This is a genomic window from Schaalia sp. ORNL0103, from assembly GCF_019429565.1.
Classification (GTDB): domain Bacteria; phylum Actinomycetota; class Actinomycetes; order Actinomycetales; family Actinomycetaceae; genus Pauljensenia.
In genome coordinates this window covers 1422536-1442628 of the sequence record NZ_JAHXSA010000001.1, presented here as the reverse complement: position 1 = coordinate 1442628, position 20093 = coordinate 1422536, and the positions used below count along the sequence as shown (strand labels likewise).

Below are 20093 nucleotides of genomic sequence, written 5' to 3'. Positions count from 1 at the left end.
GGTACTGGGCTATTCTTGCGCACTCGGCGCGCTCGCGCTCTTCATTGACGAGGCTGGGGCTGGGGCGGGTGGGCGGCGCAGGGGTGGGTCGAGGACGAAGGCCGTGTCGTCGACGCCTGGAACAAGGCGGTAGAGGGCGGCTGGGCGCCCAGCGCCCTCGCGCACCGTGCCGCCGGTTGGTTCGATGAATGACGCGGTTTTTGTTGCTTTGCGATGAAAATTGCGCGGGTCGAGTGCTGATCCCCAGATGGCTTCGTACGTGGTGCGCAGCTGTGTGATCGTGAACTCGGGGCCGCAGAAGGATGTGGCCAGGGGTGAGTATTCGATCTTGGAGCGGGCGCGCTCCACGCCGTCCGCGAGGATTCTCGCGTGGTCGAATGCGAGGGGTGAGGAGGGCGCGAGGAGGGCGTCGACGGGGTGCCACAGGGCTCCCGCGGCGTCGCCTCCTGCTTGGGTCGGTGAGAACGAGGGTGCGAGGAGGAGGTAGGCGACGGAGAGGATGGGGCCGCGAGGGTCGCGGCCCTCCGGCCCGTAGGAGAAGAGCTGTTCGAGGTGTCCTGGCGGAGTGATGCCGGTTTCCTCCTCGAGTTCGCGCGCTGCGGCCTCCTCAGTCTGTTCGCCCTCGCGCAGGAAGCCGCCGGGGAGTGCCAGGTGGTCCTTGAAAGGCTCGATGCCGCGCCGCACGACGAGGGCGTGGAGCGTGTGGTCGATGACCGTCAGGGCGACGATGTCGACCGCGACGGGAATGGTCAGGGGTGAGGTCATGGTGCAAGCCTAGCCTATTTGTGTCGAGTTGACATTAAATGCGATATGGGGTTATCGTCAGTCTGACACAAACAAGTGGTTCGCCACCCAACCAAGGAGTCATCATGGGAACTCTCCACCACCACCCCTTCCTCATCCGCTACCAGGGCGGCGCCGGCGATCACGTCGTCCAGATCCGCGCCGGGCGCACGATCCGATCCGGCGTCGGCCAGTCCTTCTGGCTGCGAGCCGGCCGCTGCGCGCTCGCGGAGGTGCCCACCGCCAACCGTGCCCACAGCTTCCTCGTGCAGGCGACCACCGCCGACCAGCAGAACATCAACGCGCAGGTTGCCATCACCTACCACATCGAAGACGCAGAAGCCGCCGCCGCGCACTACGACTTCGGCCTGTACCCGCGCGAAGCGGGAGCCGACGCCCAGGGGCTGTGGCAGATCGACGAGACCGTCACCCGCATCGCCTTCTCCGCCCTGGCCTCGGCAATTGGCGAGATGACCCTCTCCGACGCCATTTCCGGATCCCTCGAACGGGTCGGACACGTGCTGACCCAGGCCTTCGCGGACGATCATCAGCTGCGCGCCACCGGCGTTGCCGTCGTCGACGCGCGCCTGCTGAGCCTGCGCCCGGACGAAGGGGTCGAATCCTCCCTGCGCGCCCCTCTCCTCGAGCAACTCCAGGCTGAGGCCGACCGCGCCCTCTACGAGCGCCGGGCGCTCGCGGTCGAACGCGAGTCCCAGATCTCCGCAAACGAGATGCAATCCAAGCTTGACCTGGCCCGCAAGCGTGCCGACCTCGTCGACCAGGAAGGCCATAACGCCAGGCGTGAAGCCGAAGAGAAGGCCGCCGCCGACGCGATTGAAGTTGAGGCGGAAGCGCGTCGTATCACTGAGAAAGCTAAGGCGTACGAGGTCGACTGGAACACCGCTGGCCGCGCCCGCATCGCCAACGACGCCGCCTACATCCAGGCACTCGCGCAGGCCGGGCCCGAGGTGGCGCGGGCCCTCGCGCTGAAGGAGATGGCGAAGAATATGCCGTCCTTCGGGAACATCACCATCACCGCCGACGTGCTCAGCGATCTTGTCGCGGCCTTCACCGGCTCCGCAAAGGCGGGACAGTAGTCATGCGCCGCCGCGCCGTCATCGTCCGACGCCCCACCGAGTTCGACGAGCTCATGGACCGCTACTCCACGCGTGGACAGGTCGAATTCGTCCTGCGCAGCCGCGGGCGCACCCTCGAGTCTGTCGAGCGTGCGCACGAGTCTCACGTGGCTGCCCTGGCTCGCGTGCGTGCGGGCATCCCGGACGGGTGGGCGAGCGCCGACGTCGAGCGCGATTCCCTGTCGCGCTTCCTCTTCGCCCCCGAGGACGTCATCGTCGTCGTGGGCCCAGACGGACTGGTCGCCAACGTCGCCAAGTACGCGGGCGACCAGGCCGTGGTCGGCGTCAACTCCGTCCCTCAGTCGAACGCCGGCGTGCTCGTCCGATGCACTCCCGACCAGGGGATCGCGGCCCTCGGGCGCATCGAGGCGGGCGGCGACCTGCGGGTGGACCAGCTGACGATGGTGCGAGCGACCGCCGACGACTCGCGCACGCTCACCGCCCTCAACGAGGTATTCGTTGGGCACCCGAGCCATCAGAGCGCCCGCTACGAGCTGGCCCTCGGAACCCGTGTGGAGCGACAGTCCTCCTCGGGCGTCGTTGTCTCCACCGGGACCGGGGCGACCGGGTGGGGAGCATCCCTCAAGCGCGGCCGGCACATGGGGGACCTGCCCGCGCCGACCTCGCGCTCGCTTGCGTGGTTCGTGCGCGAGGCATGGCCCTCACCCTTCACCGGTGTCGAATACACCGAGGGGATCCTGGACGAGGACGAAGACCTCGGTCTCGTCGTCGCCTCCGAATCCCTCGTGCTGTTCGGCGATGGCATGGAATCCGACCGCCTGACCCTCACGTGGGGCCAAAGCGTGCGGATTTCGCGCGCCCCGCGCGCTCTGTCCCTCGTCGACCCCGCTGGGCTGGGGGAGGGCTGAGGCCCTGAGTGTGCGTGCGGCGTTCTGGATAGGTTACGGAGTTCTGGATAGGTTACGGAGTTCTGGATAGGTTACGGAGTTCTGGATAGGTTACTAAGCTATCCAGAAGAGTTTTTCCTATCCAGAACAACGTTTCCTATCCAGTTCCGTACGTGTGTGCTGCAGTGGCGCAGGGGAACGCCCACAGTGCTCTCTGTTTCTTGTCGAAACAGTTGGGGTGCGCCCGATTGCTCTACGGCTACGTGCTACTCGTGCACACACCTCGTTCACTCTGTTGGGGGATGTTCGAGAGCATGTTGAGGGGCCTCTGATGACATCGTGCAGGGCAGTGGTGCAGTGCAAGGCGCGCATACGCGGATAGGTTACGAACATGCGGATAGGTTAAGAACATGCGGATAGGAAAATAAGCTATCCGTACGCGCACAACCTATCCGCATGTGGGCAGGGGAGGGGCGCCTGTGCGTTGGGGCCGTGGCCTGTGAGTGAATCTCGTGCGCCGCAAGCCCTACGCGGGAATGATGCCCCGCGCGCGCAGCTCGTCCATGACGCGGTCGAGGGTCGCGCCCACCGGCTCGCGAACGATCAGGTCGGCGTGCCCGTCAGCCGAGGTTGGGGTGGCGTTCATGAGCACCAGGTGGTCCCCGGAGAAGTAGTTGATGAGGCCCGCCGCCGGGTAGACCACGAGGGACGTGCCCGCCACGATCAGCACGGACGCTCGCGCGATGGCGGACACGGCGGCCTCGATGACGCCCTGGTCGAGGGCCTCGCCGTACATGACGATGTCTGGGCGCATCTGCCCTCCGCACGACGGGCACGCGGGCACGGGATCCCTGTCAACCGTGACGGCATCCCCTAATGACGCGACTGCCCCGCAGCTCGTGCACACGAGCCGCTCCCAGTTCCCGTGCAGCTCCCACACGGTGCGCGACCCGGCCCGCTGGTGCAGGCCGTCGATGTTCTGCGTGATAACCGCGTCCAGGCGACCCTCGGCCTCAAGAGACGCCAGTGCCCTGTGCGCGCCGTTGGGCTCCACCGGACGGTAGATCTCGTGGAACCACTCCCAGTAGGCCTGCGGATGCCTCTCAAAGAAGTCGATGCTCAGCACCGTCTCCAGGGGAATCTCGCGCTCTTGAAAGTAGAAGCCGTTGGCCCCGCGAAAGTCCGGAATGCCAGACTCGGTGGACACGCCCGCGCCGCCGAAAAACACGGTGGATGGTGATGCGGCGATCCAATCCGCCAGGGTAGAAACATCGCTGTTCATGAGGCCCTCCTCGAGGTGGCTACATTCCCAGGATACGCCCGAGGCCGGGGCCCCACGCGGGAACCCCGGCCTCGAACAAACCTGAGAATCAGGCGAAGGTCAGCGCCTGGCGGGCGATCGCCAGCTCCTCATTGGTCGGGTAGACGACGAGGGTCACGGCCGAGTCGGGAGTGGAGACGACGCGCGGCTCCTTGATGCGGCCCTTGTTGGCCTCGACGTCGATCTTGACGCCGAAGGGGGCGAGGGCCTCGGCCAGCTCGCGGCGCACGTCGTCGTCGTTCTCGCCGATGCCGGCGGTGAAGGTGATGACGTCCAGGCCGCCCAGCTCAGCGGCGTAGGAACCCACGTACTTCAGCAGGCGGTTGATGTACACGTCCATGGCGGTACGGGCGCGCTTGGAGGCCTCGGGGTCGGAGGTGTTGTTGATGACCTCCCACACGGAGCGCATGTCGGACTCACCCGTCATGCCCTTCATGCCGGACTTCTTGTTGAAGAGAGTGTCGACCTCGTCGACGGTCATGCCGGCGACGCGCTGCAGGTGGAACACGACGGCCGGGTCGATGTCGCCGGTGCGGGTGCCCATCATGAGGCCCTCGAGGGGGGTCAGGCCCATGGAGGTGTCGATCGGCTTGCCGTTCTTGACGGCGGAGGCGGACGCGCCGTTGCCCAGGTGCAGGACGATCTGCTTGAGGTCGTCGCGGCCCAGCATCTTGGAGATTTCCTGGGAGACGAATTGGTGGGAGGTGCCGTGGGCGCCGTAGCGGCGCACCGAGTACTTCTCGGCGGTTTCGGTTTCGAGGGCGTACAGGGCGGCCTTGTCGGGCAGCTGCTGGAAGAACGCGGTGTCGAAGACGGCGACGTGGGGGACGTCGGGCATGAGCTCGCGCGCCACGTCGATGCCCTTGAGGTGGGCGGGGTTGTGCAGCGGAGCCAGCGGGCACAGCTCTTCGATCAGGTTGCGGACCTCGTCGGTGATGAGGGCCGGGCCGTCGAAGTAGCGGCCGCCCTGAACGACGCGGTGGCCGACGGCGAGGATGTGGGCCTCGGCCAGGGACGGGCCCTCCGTGTCGAAGAGGCGCAGGACCTCACGCATGCCGACGGTGTGGTCGGGAACCGGGAGCTCTTCCTGGGTGACGGCGTCGCCATGCTCATGCTTGATGAGACCGGTGGTGTCGCCGATGCGCTCGACGATGCCCTTGGCGATGGCGTCGCCGGTTTCGGGGTCGACGAGCTGGTACTTGATGGAGGAGGAGCCGGAGTTAATGACGAGGACGGAGGACGAGGACACGCGTTCGCCTTTCGTGTTGTGGGGTTGGGGTAAAAGAACGAGGCCGGGGCCCGTTTACGTTCAATGGTAACCGGACCCCGGGACCTCGGTCCCGTTCAGCCCTGGGCCTGGACGGCGGTCAGGGCGACGGTGTTGACGATGTCTTCGACGAGGGCGCCGCGCGACAGGTCGTTGACGGGCTTGTTGAGGCCCTGCAGGATGGGGCCGACGGCGAGCGCGCCGGAGGAGCGCTGGACCGCCTTGTAGCCGATGTTTCCGGCTTCCAGCTCGGGGAAGATGAAGACGGTGGCCTTGCCGGCGACCTCGGATCCGGGCAGCTTGGTGGCGGCGACGGCCTCATCGACGGCTGCGTCGAACTGAATGGGGCCTTCGATGGCCAGCTCGGGGGCCTTCTCGCGGGCGAGGCGGGTGGCCTCGACGACGACGTCAACGTCCGGGCCGGACCCGGAGGTGCCGGTGGAGTAGGAGAGCATGGCGACGCGCGGGGTGACGCCGAACTGGGCGGCGGTGCGCGCGGAGGTCACGGCGATGTCAGCCAGCTGCTCGGCGGTGGGGTTGGGGTTGACGGCGCAGTCGCCGAACGCCCACACGCGGTCCTTCATCGCCATGAGGAAGATGGAGGAGACAACGGAGACGCCGGGGGCGGTCTTGATGATCTGGAAGGAAGGAACGATCGTGTGCGCGGTCGTGTGGGCAGCGCCCGAGACCATGCCGTCGGCGTCGCCCATGTGGACCATCATGGTGCCGAAGTAGGACACGTCGGTGACCTTCTCGCGGGCCTGCTCGAGGGTGACGCCCTTCTTGGCGCGCAGGCGCGCGAACTCCTCGGCGTAGCGCTCGAGGTAAGCGGGATCGTTCACGGAGACGACCTGGGCGGCGCTCAGGTCGAGGCCGAGCTCACCGGCGCGCTTGGCGACGTAGTCGGCGTCGCCCACGAAGGTGATGTCGGCGATGCCGGCGGCGAGGACCTGGGCGGCGGCCTGCAGGACGCGGTCGTCGTCGGGCTCGGGCAGGACGATGCGCTTGCGCTGGGCGCGGGCGCGCTCGATGAGGTCGGCCTGGAAGGCGAGCGGGGTGACGGCGGTGGGGGCCTCGGTGCCGCGCAGGGTGGCGGCGGCCTCCTCGCCCAGCGGCAGCGTGAGGACGGGCACGTCGGCCTCGAGCGCGGGGGCACCACCGGTCAGGACGACGGCGACGACGGAGGCGGCAGCGGCCTCGGCGCGCAGGCGGGCGGCGGCGATTTCCTCGGACAGGAGCTCGGCGCTGGCGCCCTCGGCGTCGAAGGCGAGCACGACGCCGGCGCGGGTGGAGGCGGCAAGATTCAGGTTCCAGGCCACGTGGTCGAAGGCGCGGTTCGAGGCCTCACGGGCGGGGGCGATGAGCGCGTCGTCACCGGCGGCGCGGACGGCTTCGACCGCGGCAGGCAGAGCGGAGGCGGGACGGAGGGCGGCGTCGGTAGCCGTCGTGCCGGCCAGGGCGTCGACGGTGGCGACGCCGAGAACGCGGGCCAGCTCGTCAGTAGCGAGGGCGGCAGCCTCCGACGAACCGGGGGCGACGACAATAAAGCGGGACACTCGAATGCTCCTTTGATGCGAGAAATATGTTGCGGGTCTCAGGGACCTTTGGACCAATACTAAACCCGCGTGACCCTTATTCCTATTCTTTTGAAAAGACGAGGCCGTGGTTGGCTTGGTGGGACGCAGGTGAGCGCGCGCATGATCACGAGCGCTCGTGCGATAGGGTAGGGGCGTGAATAACGAGGAAAAGAACGCGCGCGCACGAGTGGGTGCGTGGCTTGGCGCTGCCCTGAGTGCGCTCGGCGTTCTTGGCGTCATCGCGCTGGCCGTGAGCGATCATCGCCATCGCGCGGTCCTGCTCATGGTCGCTGTCCTCGTTGGCATGGGTGCTCTGCGTCTGTGGACGCCGGGACGGCCCTGGTTCGCGTCGCGAGCCCGTCTGATGGATGTCGCGGTGTACGTGATTCTCGCCGCGATTATTTGGTGGTTTGCCCCGTACGTGTCCACCCTGGCGGTGCGCTAAAAACACTGGGAACAGTGGTGTTACGAGCGGTGGTCGGCTCGGGTGAGCGCGACATTTCTTCCGTGATTTTTGCCGCATCTATCCCGAATCCTGGTTACCGCTTCAAGAATTCGTAAAGCTCGGGCATTCTATGAGCGACCCATCATCCCTAGTTTCAAGGTGAAAGACATGCGCGCGTTCCTGCGTAAATCCGGAATCCTCGTGTGGGTGATCGCTGCGATCATCCTCGCGACCGTCCTCGGATCCGTCCGTATTGGCGGCGACCACCTGGTTCCTGTTGAGATCGGCCGTATTTTCGCGACCTTCTCGGCGATCTTCAGCCAGTTCCTGTCCTTCTCTATCCCGCTGATTATCATCGGCCTCGTGACCCCCGCTATCGCGGACCTGGGCCGAGGCGCGGGCAAGTGGCTGGGCATCACGACGGCGATCGCCTACGCGTCGACGCTGTTCTCGGGCTTCCTCACCTACCTGGTGTGCGCCACGCTCTTCCCGCGCATCCTCGCCTCGACCCAGCTGGCGGATGTGGCCGAGCCGGGCAGCGCCCTGGAGTCCTACTTCACGATCGAGATGCCCGCGCCGCTGCAGGTGATGACGGCGCTGCTCCTGTCCTTCGTGGTGGGCCTGGGCCTGTCGATGGTCCCGCGCGGCGTGCTGCGTAAGGGCTTCATCGAGTTCCGCGCCATCATTACCCGCCTCATCGAGACGATCATCATTCCGCTGCTGCCGCTGCACATCTTCGGCATCTTCCTGAACCTGACCTACACGGGCGAGGCTGCGTCGGTCATCCGCACGCTGGTGCGCGTGGTCGTCGTGGTTCTGGTCCTCGAGGTCATCATCCTGCTGACCCAGTTCTGCTTCGCGGGCATCGTTGCGCGTCGTAACCCCTTCAAGGCCCTCCTCACGATGATGCCGGCCTACCTGACGGCTCTGGGCACCTCCTCGTCCGCGGCCACCATCCCGGTGACCCTGCGTCAGACGAAGAAGAATGGCGTGTCCGACGCGGTCGCATCCTTCACGATTCCGCTGTGCGCGACGATCCACCTGGCTGGCTCGACCTCAAAGATCTTCTCTTTCGCGTTCGCCATCGTCCTGACCCAGGGTCTGACGGTGAGCTCCCTGCAGTGGGTCGGCTTCATCTTCATGCTGGGCATCACCATGGTCGCCGCCCCCGGCGTCCCCGGCGGCGCCATCATGGCGGCCACCGGCCTGCTGAGCTCCATGCTGGGCTTCAACGACGCCCAGGTCGCGCTCATGATCGCCACCTACATCGCCCTGGACTCCTTCGGCACCGCCACCAACGTGACGGGCGACGGCGCGATCGCACTCATCGTGGACCGCATGGCCCACGGCTCGATCGGCAACGAGGGCGACCCGGAGAACGCTCGCGAGCTGGCGTTTGACGGCATGGCCTACCTGGACCGCGTCTCCGTCGAGGGCGTTGTCAGCCCTGAGGAGCTGGCCGACTCCGCCGCCCGCAATGGTAGCGAAACTGTCGCCTAGTCTCCAGTGACTGCGTGAGCGCGCGCCCGCCGTTGTCGGCGGGCGCGCGCTTGTCGTTTCCTCGGTAAATGGGAGTTAGGCCCTAGTAGCGGAGGCGCAGGTCACGTAGAATAGGGAACGATAGGCACACTGGGCCTCGTGGCCCGCTCCGTCAACGAAAGATGGCAGAAAAATGAGCACAGTTCGTATCGGTGTCCTCACGTCGGGCGGTGACGCCCAGGGAATGAACGCGGCTGTTCGAGCCGTCGTGCGTACGGCGCTGGCGCGCGGCGCGCAGCCCTACGCGATCTACGAAGGCTGGCAGGGTGCCTGCGCGGGTGGCGATTCCATTAAGAAGATGGAGTGGTCGGACGTGTCCTCGATCCTGGCCGAAGGCGGCACGGTGATCGGCACGGCTCGCAGCGCCGACTTCCGCACGTACGAGGGCCGCCACCGCGCGGCCGCGAACCTGCTCGAGCACGGCATCGATCATCTCGTCGTGATCGGTGGCGACGGCTCCCTGTCGGGTACGAACGAGTTCCGCGGCGAGTGGGCTCAGCACGTCGCCGAGCTGGCCGCCGAGGGCGTGATTTCGCCCGAGACCGCCGCCGAGCACCCGGCTCTCATCATCGTCGGCCTCGTCGGCTCGATCGACAACGACTTGGTGGGCACGGACATGACGATCGGCGCCGATACTGCGCTGCATCGCATCCTGGATGCCATCGACCAGCTGACCAGTACGGCGGCCTCGCACCAGCGCACGTTCGTCGTCGAGGTCATGGGCCGCCACTGCGGTTACCTGCCCCTCATGGCGGCTGTCGCGGGCGGTGCCGACTACGTGTTCACGCCCGAGGACCCGGCGGGCCCGGGCTGGCAGGACGAGCTGGCTGAGCACCTGCGCCTCGGCCGCGAGGCTGGTCGCCGCGAGTCCATCGTCCTGGTGGCTGAGGGTGCCCACGACCGCGACGGCAACGAGCTGTCGACCCAGCTGATTGCCGACACGATCCAGGAGCGCACGGGCGAGGATGCGCGCGTGACGATCCTCGGTCACGTGCAGCGCGGCGGCACTCCGTCGGCCTACGACCGTTGGATGTCCACGCTGCTGGGCTACGCGGCCGTCCAGGAGATCTTGGCGTCCTCGGCCGAGGATGAGCCCGTCATTCTGGGCGTGCGTCGCAACCGCATCACCCGCATCCCCCTCATGAAGGCCGTGCATGACACGCGCGCGGTCAAGGACCTCATCGCGGCCGGCGACTACGCGGCGGCCCAGGCCTCGCGCGGCTCGTCCTTCTCGTCGATGGTGGGCATCAACCAGATTCTCTCCACGCCCCCGCAGCTCACCCCCGAGCCGACCGGCGAGATCAAGCGCGTTGCGATCCTGCACGCGGGCGGTCTGGCCCCCGGCATGAACACGGCGGCCCGCGTGGCCGTGCGCCTGGGTATCGCGCGCGGCTGGACGATGCTCGGCGTCGACGGCTCGTGGAGCGGCCTGGCAGATGACCGCGTGCGTGAACTGAGCTGGTCCGACGTGGAAGGCTGGGCCTTCAAGGGTGGCGCAGAACTCGGGACGAAGCGCGACATTCCGCCGGTCGAGCAGTTCTACGCGCTGGGTCGCGCCATCGAGCGCAACGAGATCGACGCCCTCCTCATTATCGGCGGCATGAACGCCTACCTGGGCGTCCACGCGATCACCTCGGAGAAGGACCGCTACCCGGCGTTCCAGATCCCGATGCTGCTCATCCCCGCCTCGATCGACAACAACCTGCCGGGCTGCGAGCTCGCGATCGGCACGGACACGGCGATCAACAACGCGACGTGGGCGATCGACCGCATCAAGGAGAGCGCGGCGGCCTCCAAGCGCTGCTTCATTGCCGAGACGATGGGTCGCCGCTGCGGCTACCTGACTCTCATGAGCGCCCTGTCGAGCGGCGCGGAGTACATGTACATCAACGAGGAGTCCCCCTCGCTCGAGCAGATCGCCGCGGACGCCGATCGGATGGTCGCCTCCTTCAAGTCCGGCCGACGCCTGTTCCTCACGCTGCTCAACGAGTCGGCGTCCCAGTACTACGACCGCGAGTTCCTGGCCGACGTGTTCAACGCCGAGTCCGAGGGGATCTACGACGTGCGGCACCAGGCCCTCGGCCACATGCAGCAGGGCGGCTCGCCCTCGCCGTATGACCGCCTGCTCGCCACGCGCCTCGTGGCGCGCGCCTTCGAGCAGCTCCTCGACCAGTTCGATCGCGGCGACCGCGGCGCCTACTACATCGGCCAGGTCGGCAACGCCGTCGAGGCGCGCCCGGTCAAGAACATGTTCGACGACCTCGACATCGAGAATCGTCGTCCCTTCGTCCAGTGGTGGCGTGACCTCGTTCCCGTCCAGCGCATCGTGTCGCTGCAGAACCCGGGCATCGAGGCGACTCCGATCCCCATCGACGATCCGGTCGCCTGACCGGGGTCTCCCGACGCCGTACGAGGCCGTGGTTCCGTGAGCGCTTGCGGGCCACGGCCTCGTCGTTTCAGAAGCGAGAAACGAGGGTGACCGGGGGAGCAGACCCCGCTAAACTAAAGTGCGAACCAATCTCTACTGTCAGGAGACCCCATGAGTGATATCCCCGTGATCGACCCGACGATGACCCCCGCGTGGGACACGCTCGACCAGCTGGCCGACAACTTCGATCCCGACCTGCGCAAGCTGTTCGCGGACGACCCCAACCGCACCCAGACTTTCACCTTCGATGCTGCCGACCTGCACGTCGACCTGTCGAAGAACCTCGTGTGCCCCACGCTGGTGGGCCACCTCCTCGCCCTCGCTGAGCAGACCGGTGTCCTGGAGCTGCGTGACCGCATGTACGCGGGCGAGCACATCAACGTCACCGAGGACCGCGCCGTCCTGCACACCGCGCTGCGCCGTCCCGCGACCGACACTCTGACGGTCGACGGCCAGGACGCGATCGCCGACGTGCACGAGGTCCTCGAGAAGGTCTACGCCTTCGCCCGCCGCGTCCGCTCCGGCGAGTGGGTCGGCATCACCGGCAAGCCCGTCAAGACCGTCGTCAACGTCGGCATCGGCGGCTCCGACCTGGGCCCCGTCATGGCGTACGAGGCCCTCAAGCCCTACGTGCAGGAGGGCCTGGAGTGCCGCTTCATCTCCAACATCGACCCGACCGACGCGGGCGAGACCACGAAGGACCTGGACCCCGAGACGACCCTCGTGATCGTCGCCTCCAAGACCTTCACGACGCTCGAGACCATCACGAACGCCAAGGTCGTGCGCGCCTGGCTGCTCGACGGCCTGCGTGAGCGCGGCATCGTCACCGACGAGGCCTCCGAGAAGGAAGCAATCGCCAAGCACTTCGTCGCCGTGTCCACCGCCCTGGACAAGGTCGCCGAGTTCGGCATCGACCCGGCCAACGCCTTCGGCTTCTGGAGCTGGGTGGGCGGCCGCTACTCCGTGGATTCCGCCGTGGGTACCTCCCTGGCCGTCGCGATTGGCCCCGAGGGCTTCGCCGACTTCCTCGCCGGCTTCCACGCGATGGACCGCCACTTCGCCGAGGCCGCGCCCGAGAAGAACGTGCCCCTGCTGATGGGCCTGCTCAACGTGTGGTACTCGAACTTCCTGGGCGCCGACACGCACGCCGTCCTGCCCTACTCCCAGTACCTGCACCGCTTCCCCGCGTACCTGCAGCAGCTGACCATGGAGTCCAACGGCAAGTCCGTGCGCCGCGACGGCAGCCCCGTCACCTACGAGACCGGCGAGGTCTTCTGGGGCGAGCCCGGCACCAACGGCCAGCACGCCTTCTACCAGCTGATCCACCAGGGCACCCGCATGGTCCCCGCCGACTTCATTGCCTTCGCGAACCCGACGTGGGCGCTGGGCGATGGCGACGCCGACATGCACGAGCTGTTCCTGTCGAACTTCTTCGCCCAGACGAAGGCCCTCGCCTTCGGCAAGACCAGCGAGGAGGTACGCGCCGAGGGCACGCCCGAGGCCATCGTCTCCGCCCGCGTGTTCACCGGCAACCGTCCCACGACCTCGATCATGGCGCCGTCCCTGACCCCCTCGGTCCTGGGCCAGCTGATCGCCCTGTACGAGCACATCACCTTCGTCGAGGGTGCCGTGTGGGGTATTGACTCCTTCGATCAATGGGGCGTCGAGCTGGGTAAGGTCCTGGCCAAGCAGATCCTCCCCGCCATCGAGGGCTCGTCCGAGGCCCTGGAGGCGCAGGATCAGTCCACCCGCGCTCTCATCGAGTACTACCGTGCGAATCGCACGAAGTAATCGCTTCTGAGCTCGTTGGGGGTCGCGCCGTCAGGCGTGGCCCCCGACGTGTATATGGGGGAGGCGGTGGGAGCGTGAAGCTCCCGCCGCCTCGCTGTTTGTGTACGAGGACGAGGCGTCGCTTAGTGCTCGATGTGCTCGTGGCTCGCGTGCTCGGGGCATTCGAGCTGGAACGTGGAGTGCGCGATGGGGAAGTGGTGGCACGCGCATTCGCCCAGCTCGTGGATGATGCGGTCGCGCGAAGGCCCGTCGGCCTCGTGCGTGACGGTGACGTGCGCGGTGACGGTCACGAGGTGCGAGGACACGGCGGCCACGTGCAGGTCGTGCACGTCGAGCACACCGTCGATGCCCATCATGTGCGCGCGCAGCTCGCTCACGTCCACGCTGGCGGGTGCCTCCTCCATGAGGATCGCGACAGAGCGGCGCAGGAGGGTGAGCGCTCGCGGCGCCATGAGGACGGCGATCAGGAGTGAGGCGATCGCGTCGGCGCGGGTCCACCCGAAGGCCCACTCGGCGCCGGCGGCGACAATGACCGCGAGAGAGCCGAGCGCGTCGTTCGCGACCTCCAGGAACGCGGCACGCATGTTGAGGTTCGCCTCGCGCCCGCCTGCGAGGATTACCAACGAGACGACGTTTGCTACCAGGCCGATGATGCCGACGAGGAGCATGGGGCCGGCCTCGACCTCGGGCGGGGAGGCCAGGCGCCACGCGCCCTCCCACGCGACCATGACGCAGATGACGAGGAGCATGCCGGCCTGCAGGGCGGCGGCCAAGACCTCGGAGCGTGCCCACCCCCACGTGCGCTTCTCGTCGCGGGGGCGGCGCATGAGGCGCGTGGCGATCAGCGCGATAACGAGGCCGGAGGCATCCACGACCATGTGCCCCGCGTCCGCCGCAAGCGACAGGGAACCGGACCAGAAGGCGCCGAGCAGCTCGGCCACGACGACCGCACCCGTGACTGCGAGCGCCCACCCCAGGCGCTTGGTTGAGGCCCCCGCGTGGGAGTGATCGTGCGAGTGCACGCCGTGCCCGCCGCCAGGGGTGTGCGCGTGGTCGTGGGAGTGAGCCACGGCCTCGTCGACGTGGGACGAGGCGGGGGCCGATTCTCGCGCGGAACCGGCGCTGGGGGAGGGGCTGGGACGGTTGTCGGACATGCCCCTACTGTACCTGCTGAAGGGGCCTGCGGTGGAGACCTCCGACCGGTCGATATGTCGCAGATCACTGCTTGGGTGGGTTCTCTTGGGACTGGGTGCCCGGGTCTGAGTGTGACGGACGACGTATCCTAGAAGACAGAGCGCGGGGAACACCGCGACTGAAGGGCACACGCCCACAGGAACTGTAAAGGAGCGCCACATCATGGCAGAACCTCGTATCGTCACCGTCACTGGCGCAGCCGGCAACATCGGCTACGCCCTCCTGTTCCGCATTGCTTCCGGCCAGCTGTTCGGCCCGGACGTGCCCGTCAAGCTGCACCTGCTGGAGATCCCGCAGGCCGTGAAGGCTGCCGAGGGCACCGCGATGGAACTCGACGACTGTGCGTTCCCGACCCTGGCCGGCGTTGAGATCTTCGACGACGTGAACCGTGCGTTCCAGGGCACCAACGTTGCGTACCTGGTGGGCGCCATGCCGCGCCGCGCCGGCATGGAGCGCGCCGACCTGCTCGAGGCCAACGCGGGCATCTTCGGCCCCCAGGGCAAGGCCATCAACGACGGCGCCGCTGACGACGTGCGCGTCCTCGTCGTGGGCAACCCCGCGAACACCAACGCCACCATCGCCCAGAACGCTGCGCCGGACGTCCCGGCGTCGCGCTTCACCGCGATGATGCGCCTCGACCACAACCGTGCGGTCGCTCAGCTCGCCCACAAGACTGGCGCCGCGAACGCCGACATCAAGGACGTCGTCGTGTGGGGTAACCACTCGGCCGACCAGTACCCGGACGTCTCCTTCGCGAAGGTTGCCGGCAAGCCCGCGACCGAGCTCGTGGACGAAGAGTGGCTGTCCAGCTACTACCGTCCGACCGTCGCCAAGCGTGGCGCCGCCATCATCGAGGCGCGTGGCGCCTCCTCGGCCGCCTCCGCTGCGAACGCCGCGATCGACCACATGTACTCGTGGATCCACGGCACCCCCGAGGGTGAGTGGGTCACCGCCGGTGTCATGTCCGACGGCACGCACTACGGCGTCCCCGCCGGCCTGAACTTTGGCTTCCCCGTCACCTCCGATGGTGGCGAGTGGCAGGTCGTCGACGGCCTCGAGATCTCCGACGCGACCCGCGCCGGAATCGACCACAACATCAAGGCCCTCCAGGAAGAGTACGACGCCGTCAAGGCGCTCGGCTTCATCAAGTGAGGCTACCGCCCTCGTGGCGGTTGGTGGGAAGGGCGCGCGCCCGGCTGATTGGCCGGGCGCGCGCCCGCATGTGTGCGGGGTTGTGGCGGTGGGTGTTGTGCGCGTGTTGTGGGGTCGGGCAGTGTTGTTGCGGGTTTTGTCTGTGAATGTGGCGCGTCGTGGTGCTTTGGTGATGCGCGGCAGACCCACATCATTGAGCAATTCACTAGGTGCGGCAGCAATGCACTAGATAGCGAGGCATTGCACTAGATAGCGTGGCAATGCACTGCTTACTACCCAGTGCAATGCTGCGCTAAGTGGTGCAACGCTACTGAGCAACAAGCCTATGCGCGGGAAGATCTGCTCCATAGCTGCTCCAACAAGATGTCAGCCGAGCCGTGCCGGACAGCCCTGCACTAGTTAGGGGGCATTACACCATCTCCGAGCTGGTGTAATGCCCCCTAAGTGGTGTAACACCACTTAGAAACAAGCGTCATTGCGGCCTGTTGCCTACTACGCGTCGGTGAGGACCATGTGAGCGGCCACAGGTCAGTGAAATGGGGCGTCGTGCCGGATCTGTTGGTGGGGGCCGAGCTGCCCCTGACGTGTATCCGCGCTGTCGCTTGTTGTCGATGGGGGCGTGCACCCGATCAGTGGGCATTGCACCCGTTCTGATCGGGTGCAATGCCCACTGATCGGGTGTAGTGCTCCATAACGGGTGTAGCTCCACAAAAGTCGCATGCAATTCCCACGACAGCATTTCAGAATTTGAAACCTAGCCGTTGGAATCATACGGTTTTTGAGGTGTCGTCAATCTGTGTCGGCGGGGAATTGCATGCGAAAGTGTGGGACTCATCTGCGGCTGGCTGGGCGTTACGACCGTGAGGTGCTGTCGTCTAGTGGCTCTTTGATCCAGTCATAGGCGATGCGCTCCGTGCCGTTGGCAACCGTGATGGTGCCGCACTCGTGGAATCCGAAGGACTCAAGCGCGTGCCGCATAGGGCCGTTGTCTTCGTGAGTGTCGCAGCGCAGGTAGTCCACGTGCTCGGCCGCGAACGTGAAGATCGCCCGAGCAACGCCGTGCCCGCGCACCGCCGCCACACGGTGAATCACGTAGTAGTCGGCATTGGAATGCCAAGCACCGTCGATCTCTGCGTAGGTTTCGTCCGGGCCCGGAGCAACGGAAAAGACTGCGAGTGGCCCGGCTTCAGTGGTCACGAGAAAGCAGTGTCCGTGCGCGATGTCTTCCTCAGCATCAATCCGGCCCGGGTACCCTTCAGGCCACTGTGTAGCATTCCCATTCGTCTGCATGAACGCGCGGGCGTGCTCACACGCCCTGGTGATGCACTCGCGGTCTTCAAAGGAGGTGATTTGAATCTGCGTATTAATTGGCTGCAATGAGTAGTGCCGGGTGGTGAATTCTTGTGAAGCGGATGTGTGGTCTGTTAGTGCTGCGTATTGTGGCTTGTTATGTAATTTGGTTATTCGTATTTGATGGATAGTTCAACACGCTCTCCATTGTCCGTAGTGTTGTCTTCGAATGTGATAAGGGGGTTGTCGAAGCAATGGTACATTTCGTGAAAGGCTTGGATGTCATGAGCGAGGATCATGTTGTTGGGTTCGACGGTGCTGAAATTGCAGGAGTAGAAGCTGATCCCTGCTGTTTGATCATAGGGATAAGCTGGAAAGGCGTCTTCCCAGTCAACTACTGTAGAGCGGCCTTCGGATATCTTGGAGAGGTATACGCCAACTTCTTTTTGGTTTATACTGAAAGCGGATCCGAGTTGATAGTCAATGTCGTGAATATGAGTTGTCTCAAAAAATTTACAATGTGAAAAATGAATGATTGCGTTGAAGTTGCGTCCGCAGATGCTAATGCTCTGGAAGGAGGAGTTTGTAAATTCGATATCTTCTGATGACTGATGACCAAAACTTCCATTTGTTTGAATGTGGAGTCCCTTTGGGAATTTGCAGTTGTCTGTAAATCGCATTATATTCGTAGCGTTGAAATCATCCTTCGGTGTGGTGAGGGTGAGTAGGATTGGATTTGTTTGGTGTGTATTCAGTACTGTTGTTTCAAATTTTCCATCTCTTATTTCCAATGGGAATTGATCAATGTATAGCTCGCTACCTGTTATCTGTACTGAACTTTCAAATGTGGAGTGTGGCCACTTCAGGTTAAATAGCCTTGATTCTCTAATGGTGAATGATTCGAGGAATCTTGAGTGTGATATGTCGAAGTTTTGCTTAACTTCAAGATTGGTAAGCGTGATTGGGAAGTGAAAGATGGTGTGCGATAGGTCGATATCATATGCTCGCCAGTCAGCTTGCGGGGAGTGTAGTTCACGGTTATAAATGCGTTTGACTAGCTGATTAAATATATTCTCTTGTATGGAAGCGTGTTCCTCAAGGCTGCCCTCGGTTTCGTGTGCGAGTCCCTCGTGGCGGACTTGGAGGCATAGCGTGTCGATGATGTGGCGCTGTAGCTGTTGTTTTTCAGTCTCGTTTAGTAGGGTGCTATGGGCTGCTGAATCTGCCAGTTCTGCTAGCAGTGCAACTGCGCTGAGCCGTAGGCCAGGATTCTCCGATCCGAGGAGCTGGTAAATATGTTCGCGGCGCTTCCAGTAGTCTTCGCGTTCTGCTGTTGCTTGTGCTTGCTTTGCTGTTGCTTGTGCTTGCTTTGCGTTGACCACGTTGTCGTGGCTTCGCTGCTGCCAAGCTGAGAATGCGAAGCCTGCCCCCGCGATTGTTGCGCAGAGCTTCATTGCTTCGGCCGTGGGCCAGTGAGATTCTCCGCGCCAATTTACTGCGAACGCTAGAGCGATCAAGAAGCCTGCCGCTGCGATCCATACCGGGGTCGTCCAATGCATGAGGCATTTCGGTAAGGTTTTGAGGCGTGCGGGTTCGTGTTCGTCCTCGTCGCGGCGCTTCCAGAACTTCAGTTTCTCGACGAAGTTCCTTTGCGTCGAGGTGTTCTTCTCTGCCTCGTTAGCGCTCTTGTGCTCATCGTCGGCGGGGACCATGCTGGCTCCTTTGCTCCGGGTTCACTGCCTCGCATCGTAGCAGCCTGTCCAGATTATTGATCCCGCGATGAATGCTAAGGCAACGTGGCTGTCAAACGAACGCGCACGCGGGTTCCTGGCGTCGCAGTTCAACACCGTGGAGTGTGGCCGCAGGGTCCGATGGGTGGCGCCGTGGGCCCGCTAGGTGGAGCGTTAACCCGCTTGGTGGCAATGCTGGCGGCGCGCCCAGGCTGCCACCTATGGGGTTAACGTGCGCATTATGGGGTTAATGCCGCCATCCATCGGGCCGAGATACCCATACGAGCCGATGCGCGTGGGCTGCGAGCGTGAAACGCGTGTGAAACCGTGGCGGTGCCTGTCCAGGCGACAACCCCGACCGCAACAACGCAACAACGCAACCCCGCCCAGCAACGACCCCACCCCGCAACCCCGTGGCATCTCCCGCAAACCCTGCCCCTGCCTCGTTCGTGGGTATGAACCTCGTTAGACTGGAACGCATGACTGAAAACGCGCAGCTTGTTGTGACCCTGTCCTGCCCGGACCGCCCCGGGATCGTGCACGCCGTGACCGGCGTGATCGGCGAGTCCGGCGGCAACGTCATCCAGTCTCAGCAGTTCGGCGACTCCGATACGGGTACCTTCTTCATGCGCGTCGAGGTCGACTCCCCGAAGGGCCGCGCCCCGATCGACGAGGGCCTGGCTCGCGTCGCCGAAGAATTCGGCGCCACCTACCGCGTCGATGACTTGGGCCGCAAGCTGCGCACCATCATCATGGTCTCCCGTGAAGGCCACTGCCTCACCGATCTCCTGTACCGCCAGCAGACGCAGGGTCTGCCCATCGACGTGATCGCAGTCGTCGGCAACCACCCGGACCTGGCGCCCGTCGCCCAGTTCTACGGCGTCCCCTTCCTCAACATCCCCGTCACGAAGGACACGAAGGCCCAGGCGGAACGCCAGCTCCTTGACCTCATCGCCTCCGAAAACGTCGAGCTCGTCGTCCTGGCGCGCTACATGCAGATCCTCTCCGACGAGGTCTGCCGCGCCATGCAGGGCCGCGTCATCAACATCCACCACTCCTTCCTGCCCTCCTTCAAGGGTGCGCGCCCCTACGCGCAGGCCCACGATCGCGGCGTCAAGCTGATCGGCGCGACCGCCCACTACGTGACCGCCGACCTCGACGAGGGCCCGATCATCGAGCAGGATGTCACCCGCGTTTCCCACGCCGACTCCACGCCCGACATGGTGGCGCTCGGCCAGGACGTGGAGCGCCGCGTCCTCGCACAGGCCGTCCGCTTCCACGCGGAGCGCCGCGTCCTCATGAATGGCAACCGAACGGTCGTCTTCTCGCGCTGAGGTCCCCTCGCGGAGGCAGTTACGAGGCCGGGGCGCGGCCTGCGCGCGCGCCGAGCCTGACCGCCCGAACGGCGCGAAGGCCGCGTGACACTCGGCTGGCGTGTCGCCCCCTGTAACAAGGTGACGTGCGGCCATCTGGTCATATTTGCGCGATATGACGCCCCTGTGTGGGGTGTCTTGTCACTTGGTGGGGAACGCTAAGACGTGATCTTTCGGTCATTTAGTGGGTAAGTGTCGCATTGACCGCCTGATAAATGG

At 65.0% G+C, this 20093-nt stretch carries 15 protein-coding genes; 8 read left to right on the top strand and 7 right to left on the bottom strand.

Going from position 1 to position 20093, the window contains the following annotated elements:
• Nucleotides 1–9: 9 nt before the first annotated feature.
• Nucleotides 10–765: an NUDIX hydrolase gene (locus tag JJJ16_RS06300; RefSeq protein WP_219751793.1), complete on the bottom strand. Its 756-nt coding sequence runs from the start codon at nt 763–765 to the stop codon at nt 10–12.
• A 104-nt stretch (nt 766–869) separates the two neighbouring features.
• Between JJJ16_RS06300 and JJJ16_RS06295 the strand changes: the two genes are divergently transcribed.
• Both JJJ16_RS06295 and JJJ16_RS06290 read left to right on the top strand, forming a co-directional pair.
• On the top strand, nt 870–1880 hold the full coding sequence (locus JJJ16_RS06295; protein WP_219751792.1) for an SPFH domain-containing protein: 1011 nt from the start codon (nt 870–872) through the stop codon (nt 1878–1880).
• Between the two features lie 2 nt (nt 1881–1882).
• Nucleotides 1883–2788, top strand: coding sequence for a hypothetical protein (locus tag JJJ16_RS06290; protein ID WP_219751791.1), 906 nt, complete (start codon nt 1883–1885; stop codon nt 2786–2788).
• Between the two features lie 505 nt (nt 2789–3293).
• On the opposite strand, the gene JJJ16_RS06285 is transcribed toward JJJ16_RS06290, so the two are convergent.
• The 3 genes from JJJ16_RS06285 to pta all read right to left on the bottom strand — a co-directional run bounded on the left by JJJ16_RS06285 (nt 3294) and on the right by pta (nt 6911).
• Nucleotides 3294–4049, bottom strand: a complete 756-nt coding sequence (locus tag JJJ16_RS06285) for an NAD-dependent protein deacylase (RefSeq protein ID WP_219751790.1) — start codon at nt 4047–4049, stop codon at nt 3294–3296.
• 88 nt (nt 4050–4137) lie between these two features.
• The gene (locus JJJ16_RS06280) at nt 4138–5337 is read right to left on the bottom strand and encodes an acetate/propionate family kinase (RefSeq protein ID WP_219751789.1); all 1200 of its coding nucleotides are present in this window, start codon (nt 5335–5337) and stop codon (nt 4138–4140) included.
• Between the two features lie 95 nt (nt 5338–5432).
• Nucleotides 5433–6911: a phosphate acetyltransferase gene (pta, locus tag JJJ16_RS06275; protein WP_219751788.1), complete on the bottom strand. Its 1479-nt coding sequence runs from the start codon at nt 6909–6911 to the stop codon at nt 5433–5435.
• 175 nt (nt 6912–7086) lie between these two features.
• On the opposite strand from pta, the gene JJJ16_RS06270 reads away from it, so the two are divergent.
• From JJJ16_RS06270 to pgi, 4 genes are all read left to right on the top strand, one after another.
• A complete protein-coding gene (locus JJJ16_RS06270) occupies nt 7087–7377 on the top strand; it encodes a DUF3017 domain-containing protein (protein WP_219751787.1) in 291 nt (96 codons plus the stop codon).
• A gap of 168 nt (nt 7378–7545) precedes the next feature.
• Nucleotides 7546–8877, top strand: a complete 1332-nt coding sequence (locus JJJ16_RS06265; RefSeq protein WP_219751786.1) for a dicarboxylate/amino acid:cation symporter — start codon at nt 7546–7548, stop codon at nt 8875–8877.
• A gap of 172 nt (nt 8878–9049) precedes the next feature.
• A complete protein-coding gene (locus JJJ16_RS06260) occupies nt 9050–11305 on the top strand; it encodes a 6-phosphofructokinase (protein ID WP_219751785.1) in 2256 nt (751 codons plus the stop codon).
• 150 nt (nt 11306–11455) lie between these two features.
• On the top strand, nt 11456–13135 hold the full coding sequence (pgi, locus tag JJJ16_RS06255; protein WP_219751784.1) for a glucose-6-phosphate isomerase: 1680 nt from the start codon (nt 11456–11458) through the stop codon (nt 13133–13135).
• Nucleotides 13136–13257: 122 nt separating this feature from the next.
• Here pgi and JJJ16_RS06250 read toward each other — a convergent pair whose 3' ends face one another.
• Complete coding sequence (locus tag JJJ16_RS06250) at nt 13258–14289, bottom strand: cation diffusion facilitator family transporter (RefSeq protein ID WP_219751783.1); 1032 nt, start codon at nt 14287–14289, stop codon at nt 13258–13260.
• 202 nt (nt 14290–14491) lie between these two features.
• On the opposite strand from JJJ16_RS06250, the gene JJJ16_RS06245 reads away from it, so the two are divergent.
• Nucleotides 14492–15481 carry a malate dehydrogenase gene (locus tag JJJ16_RS06245; RefSeq protein ID WP_003795464.1) on the top strand — a complete coding sequence of 330 codons (990 nt, stop codon included), beginning with the start codon at nt 14492–14494 and terminating at the stop codon, nt 15479–15481.
• Nucleotides 15482–16333: 852 nt separating this feature from the next.
• Here JJJ16_RS06245 and JJJ16_RS06240 read toward each other — a convergent pair.
• Both JJJ16_RS06240 and JJJ16_RS06235 read right to left on the bottom strand, forming a co-directional pair.
• The gene (locus tag JJJ16_RS06240) at nt 16334–16678 is read right to left on the bottom strand and encodes a GNAT family N-acetyltransferase (protein WP_413243684.1); all 345 of its coding nucleotides are present in this window, start codon (nt 16676–16678) and stop codon (nt 16334–16336) included.
• A gap of 263 nt (nt 16679–16941) precedes the next feature.
• Complete coding sequence (locus JJJ16_RS06235) at nt 16942–18483, bottom strand: hypothetical protein (protein ID WP_219751782.1); 1542 nt, start codon at nt 18481–18483, stop codon at nt 16942–16944.
• 497 nt (nt 18484–18980) lie between these two features.
• Between JJJ16_RS06235 and purU the strand changes: the two genes are divergently transcribed.
• Nucleotides 18981–19835 (top strand): formyltetrahydrofolate deformylase, encoded by an 855-nt coding sequence (gene purU, locus JJJ16_RS06230; protein WP_219751781.1) that lies wholly within the window; start codon nt 18981–18983, stop codon nt 19833–19835.
• Nucleotides 19836–20093 lie beyond the last annotated feature (258 nt).

What these genes read in the sequence shown, in the direction of transcription:
- JJJ16_RS06295 (WP_219751792.1), top strand. Translation starts at nt 870, where the DNA reads ATGGGAACTCTCCACCACCACCCCTTCCTCATCCGCTACCAGGGCGGC.
- JJJ16_RS06235 (WP_219751782.1), bottom strand. Translation starts at nt 18,483, where the DNA reads ATGGTCCCCGCCGACGATGAGCACAAGAGCGCTAACGAGGCAGAGAAG.
- pgi (WP_219751784.1), top strand. Translation starts at nt 11,456, where the DNA reads ATGAGTGATATCCCCGTGATCGACCCGACGATGACCCCCGCGTGGGAC.
- JJJ16_RS06285 (WP_219751790.1), bottom strand. Translation starts at nt 4,049, where the DNA reads ATGAACAGCGATGTTTCTACCCTGGCGGATTGGATCGCCGCATCACCA.
- JJJ16_RS06290 (WP_219751791.1), top strand. Translation starts at nt 1,883, where the DNA reads ATGCGCCGCCGCGCCGTCATCGTCCGACGCCCCACCGAGTTCGACGAG.
- JJJ16_RS06245 (WP_003795464.1), top strand. Translation starts at nt 14,492, where the DNA reads ATGGCAGAACCTCGTATCGTCACCGTCACTGGCGCAGCCGGCAACATC.
- JJJ16_RS06260 (WP_219751785.1), top strand. Translation starts at nt 9,050, where the DNA reads ATGAGCACAGTTCGTATCGGTGTCCTCACGTCGGGCGGTGACGCCCAG.
- JJJ16_RS06265 (WP_219751786.1), top strand. Translation starts at nt 7,546, where the DNA reads ATGCGCGCGTTCCTGCGTAAATCCGGAATCCTCGTGTGGGTGATCGCT.
- purU (WP_219751781.1), top strand. Translation starts at nt 18,981, where the DNA reads ATGACTGAAAACGCGCAGCTTGTTGTGACCCTGTCCTGCCCGGACCGC.
- JJJ16_RS06250 (WP_219751783.1), bottom strand. Translation starts at nt 14,289, where the DNA reads ATGTCCGACAACCGTCCCAGCCCCTCCCCCAGCGCCGGTTCCGCGCGA.
- JJJ16_RS06300 (WP_219751793.1), bottom strand. Translation starts at nt 765, where the DNA reads ATGACCTCACCCCTGACCATTCCCGTCGCGGTCGACATCGTCGCCCTG.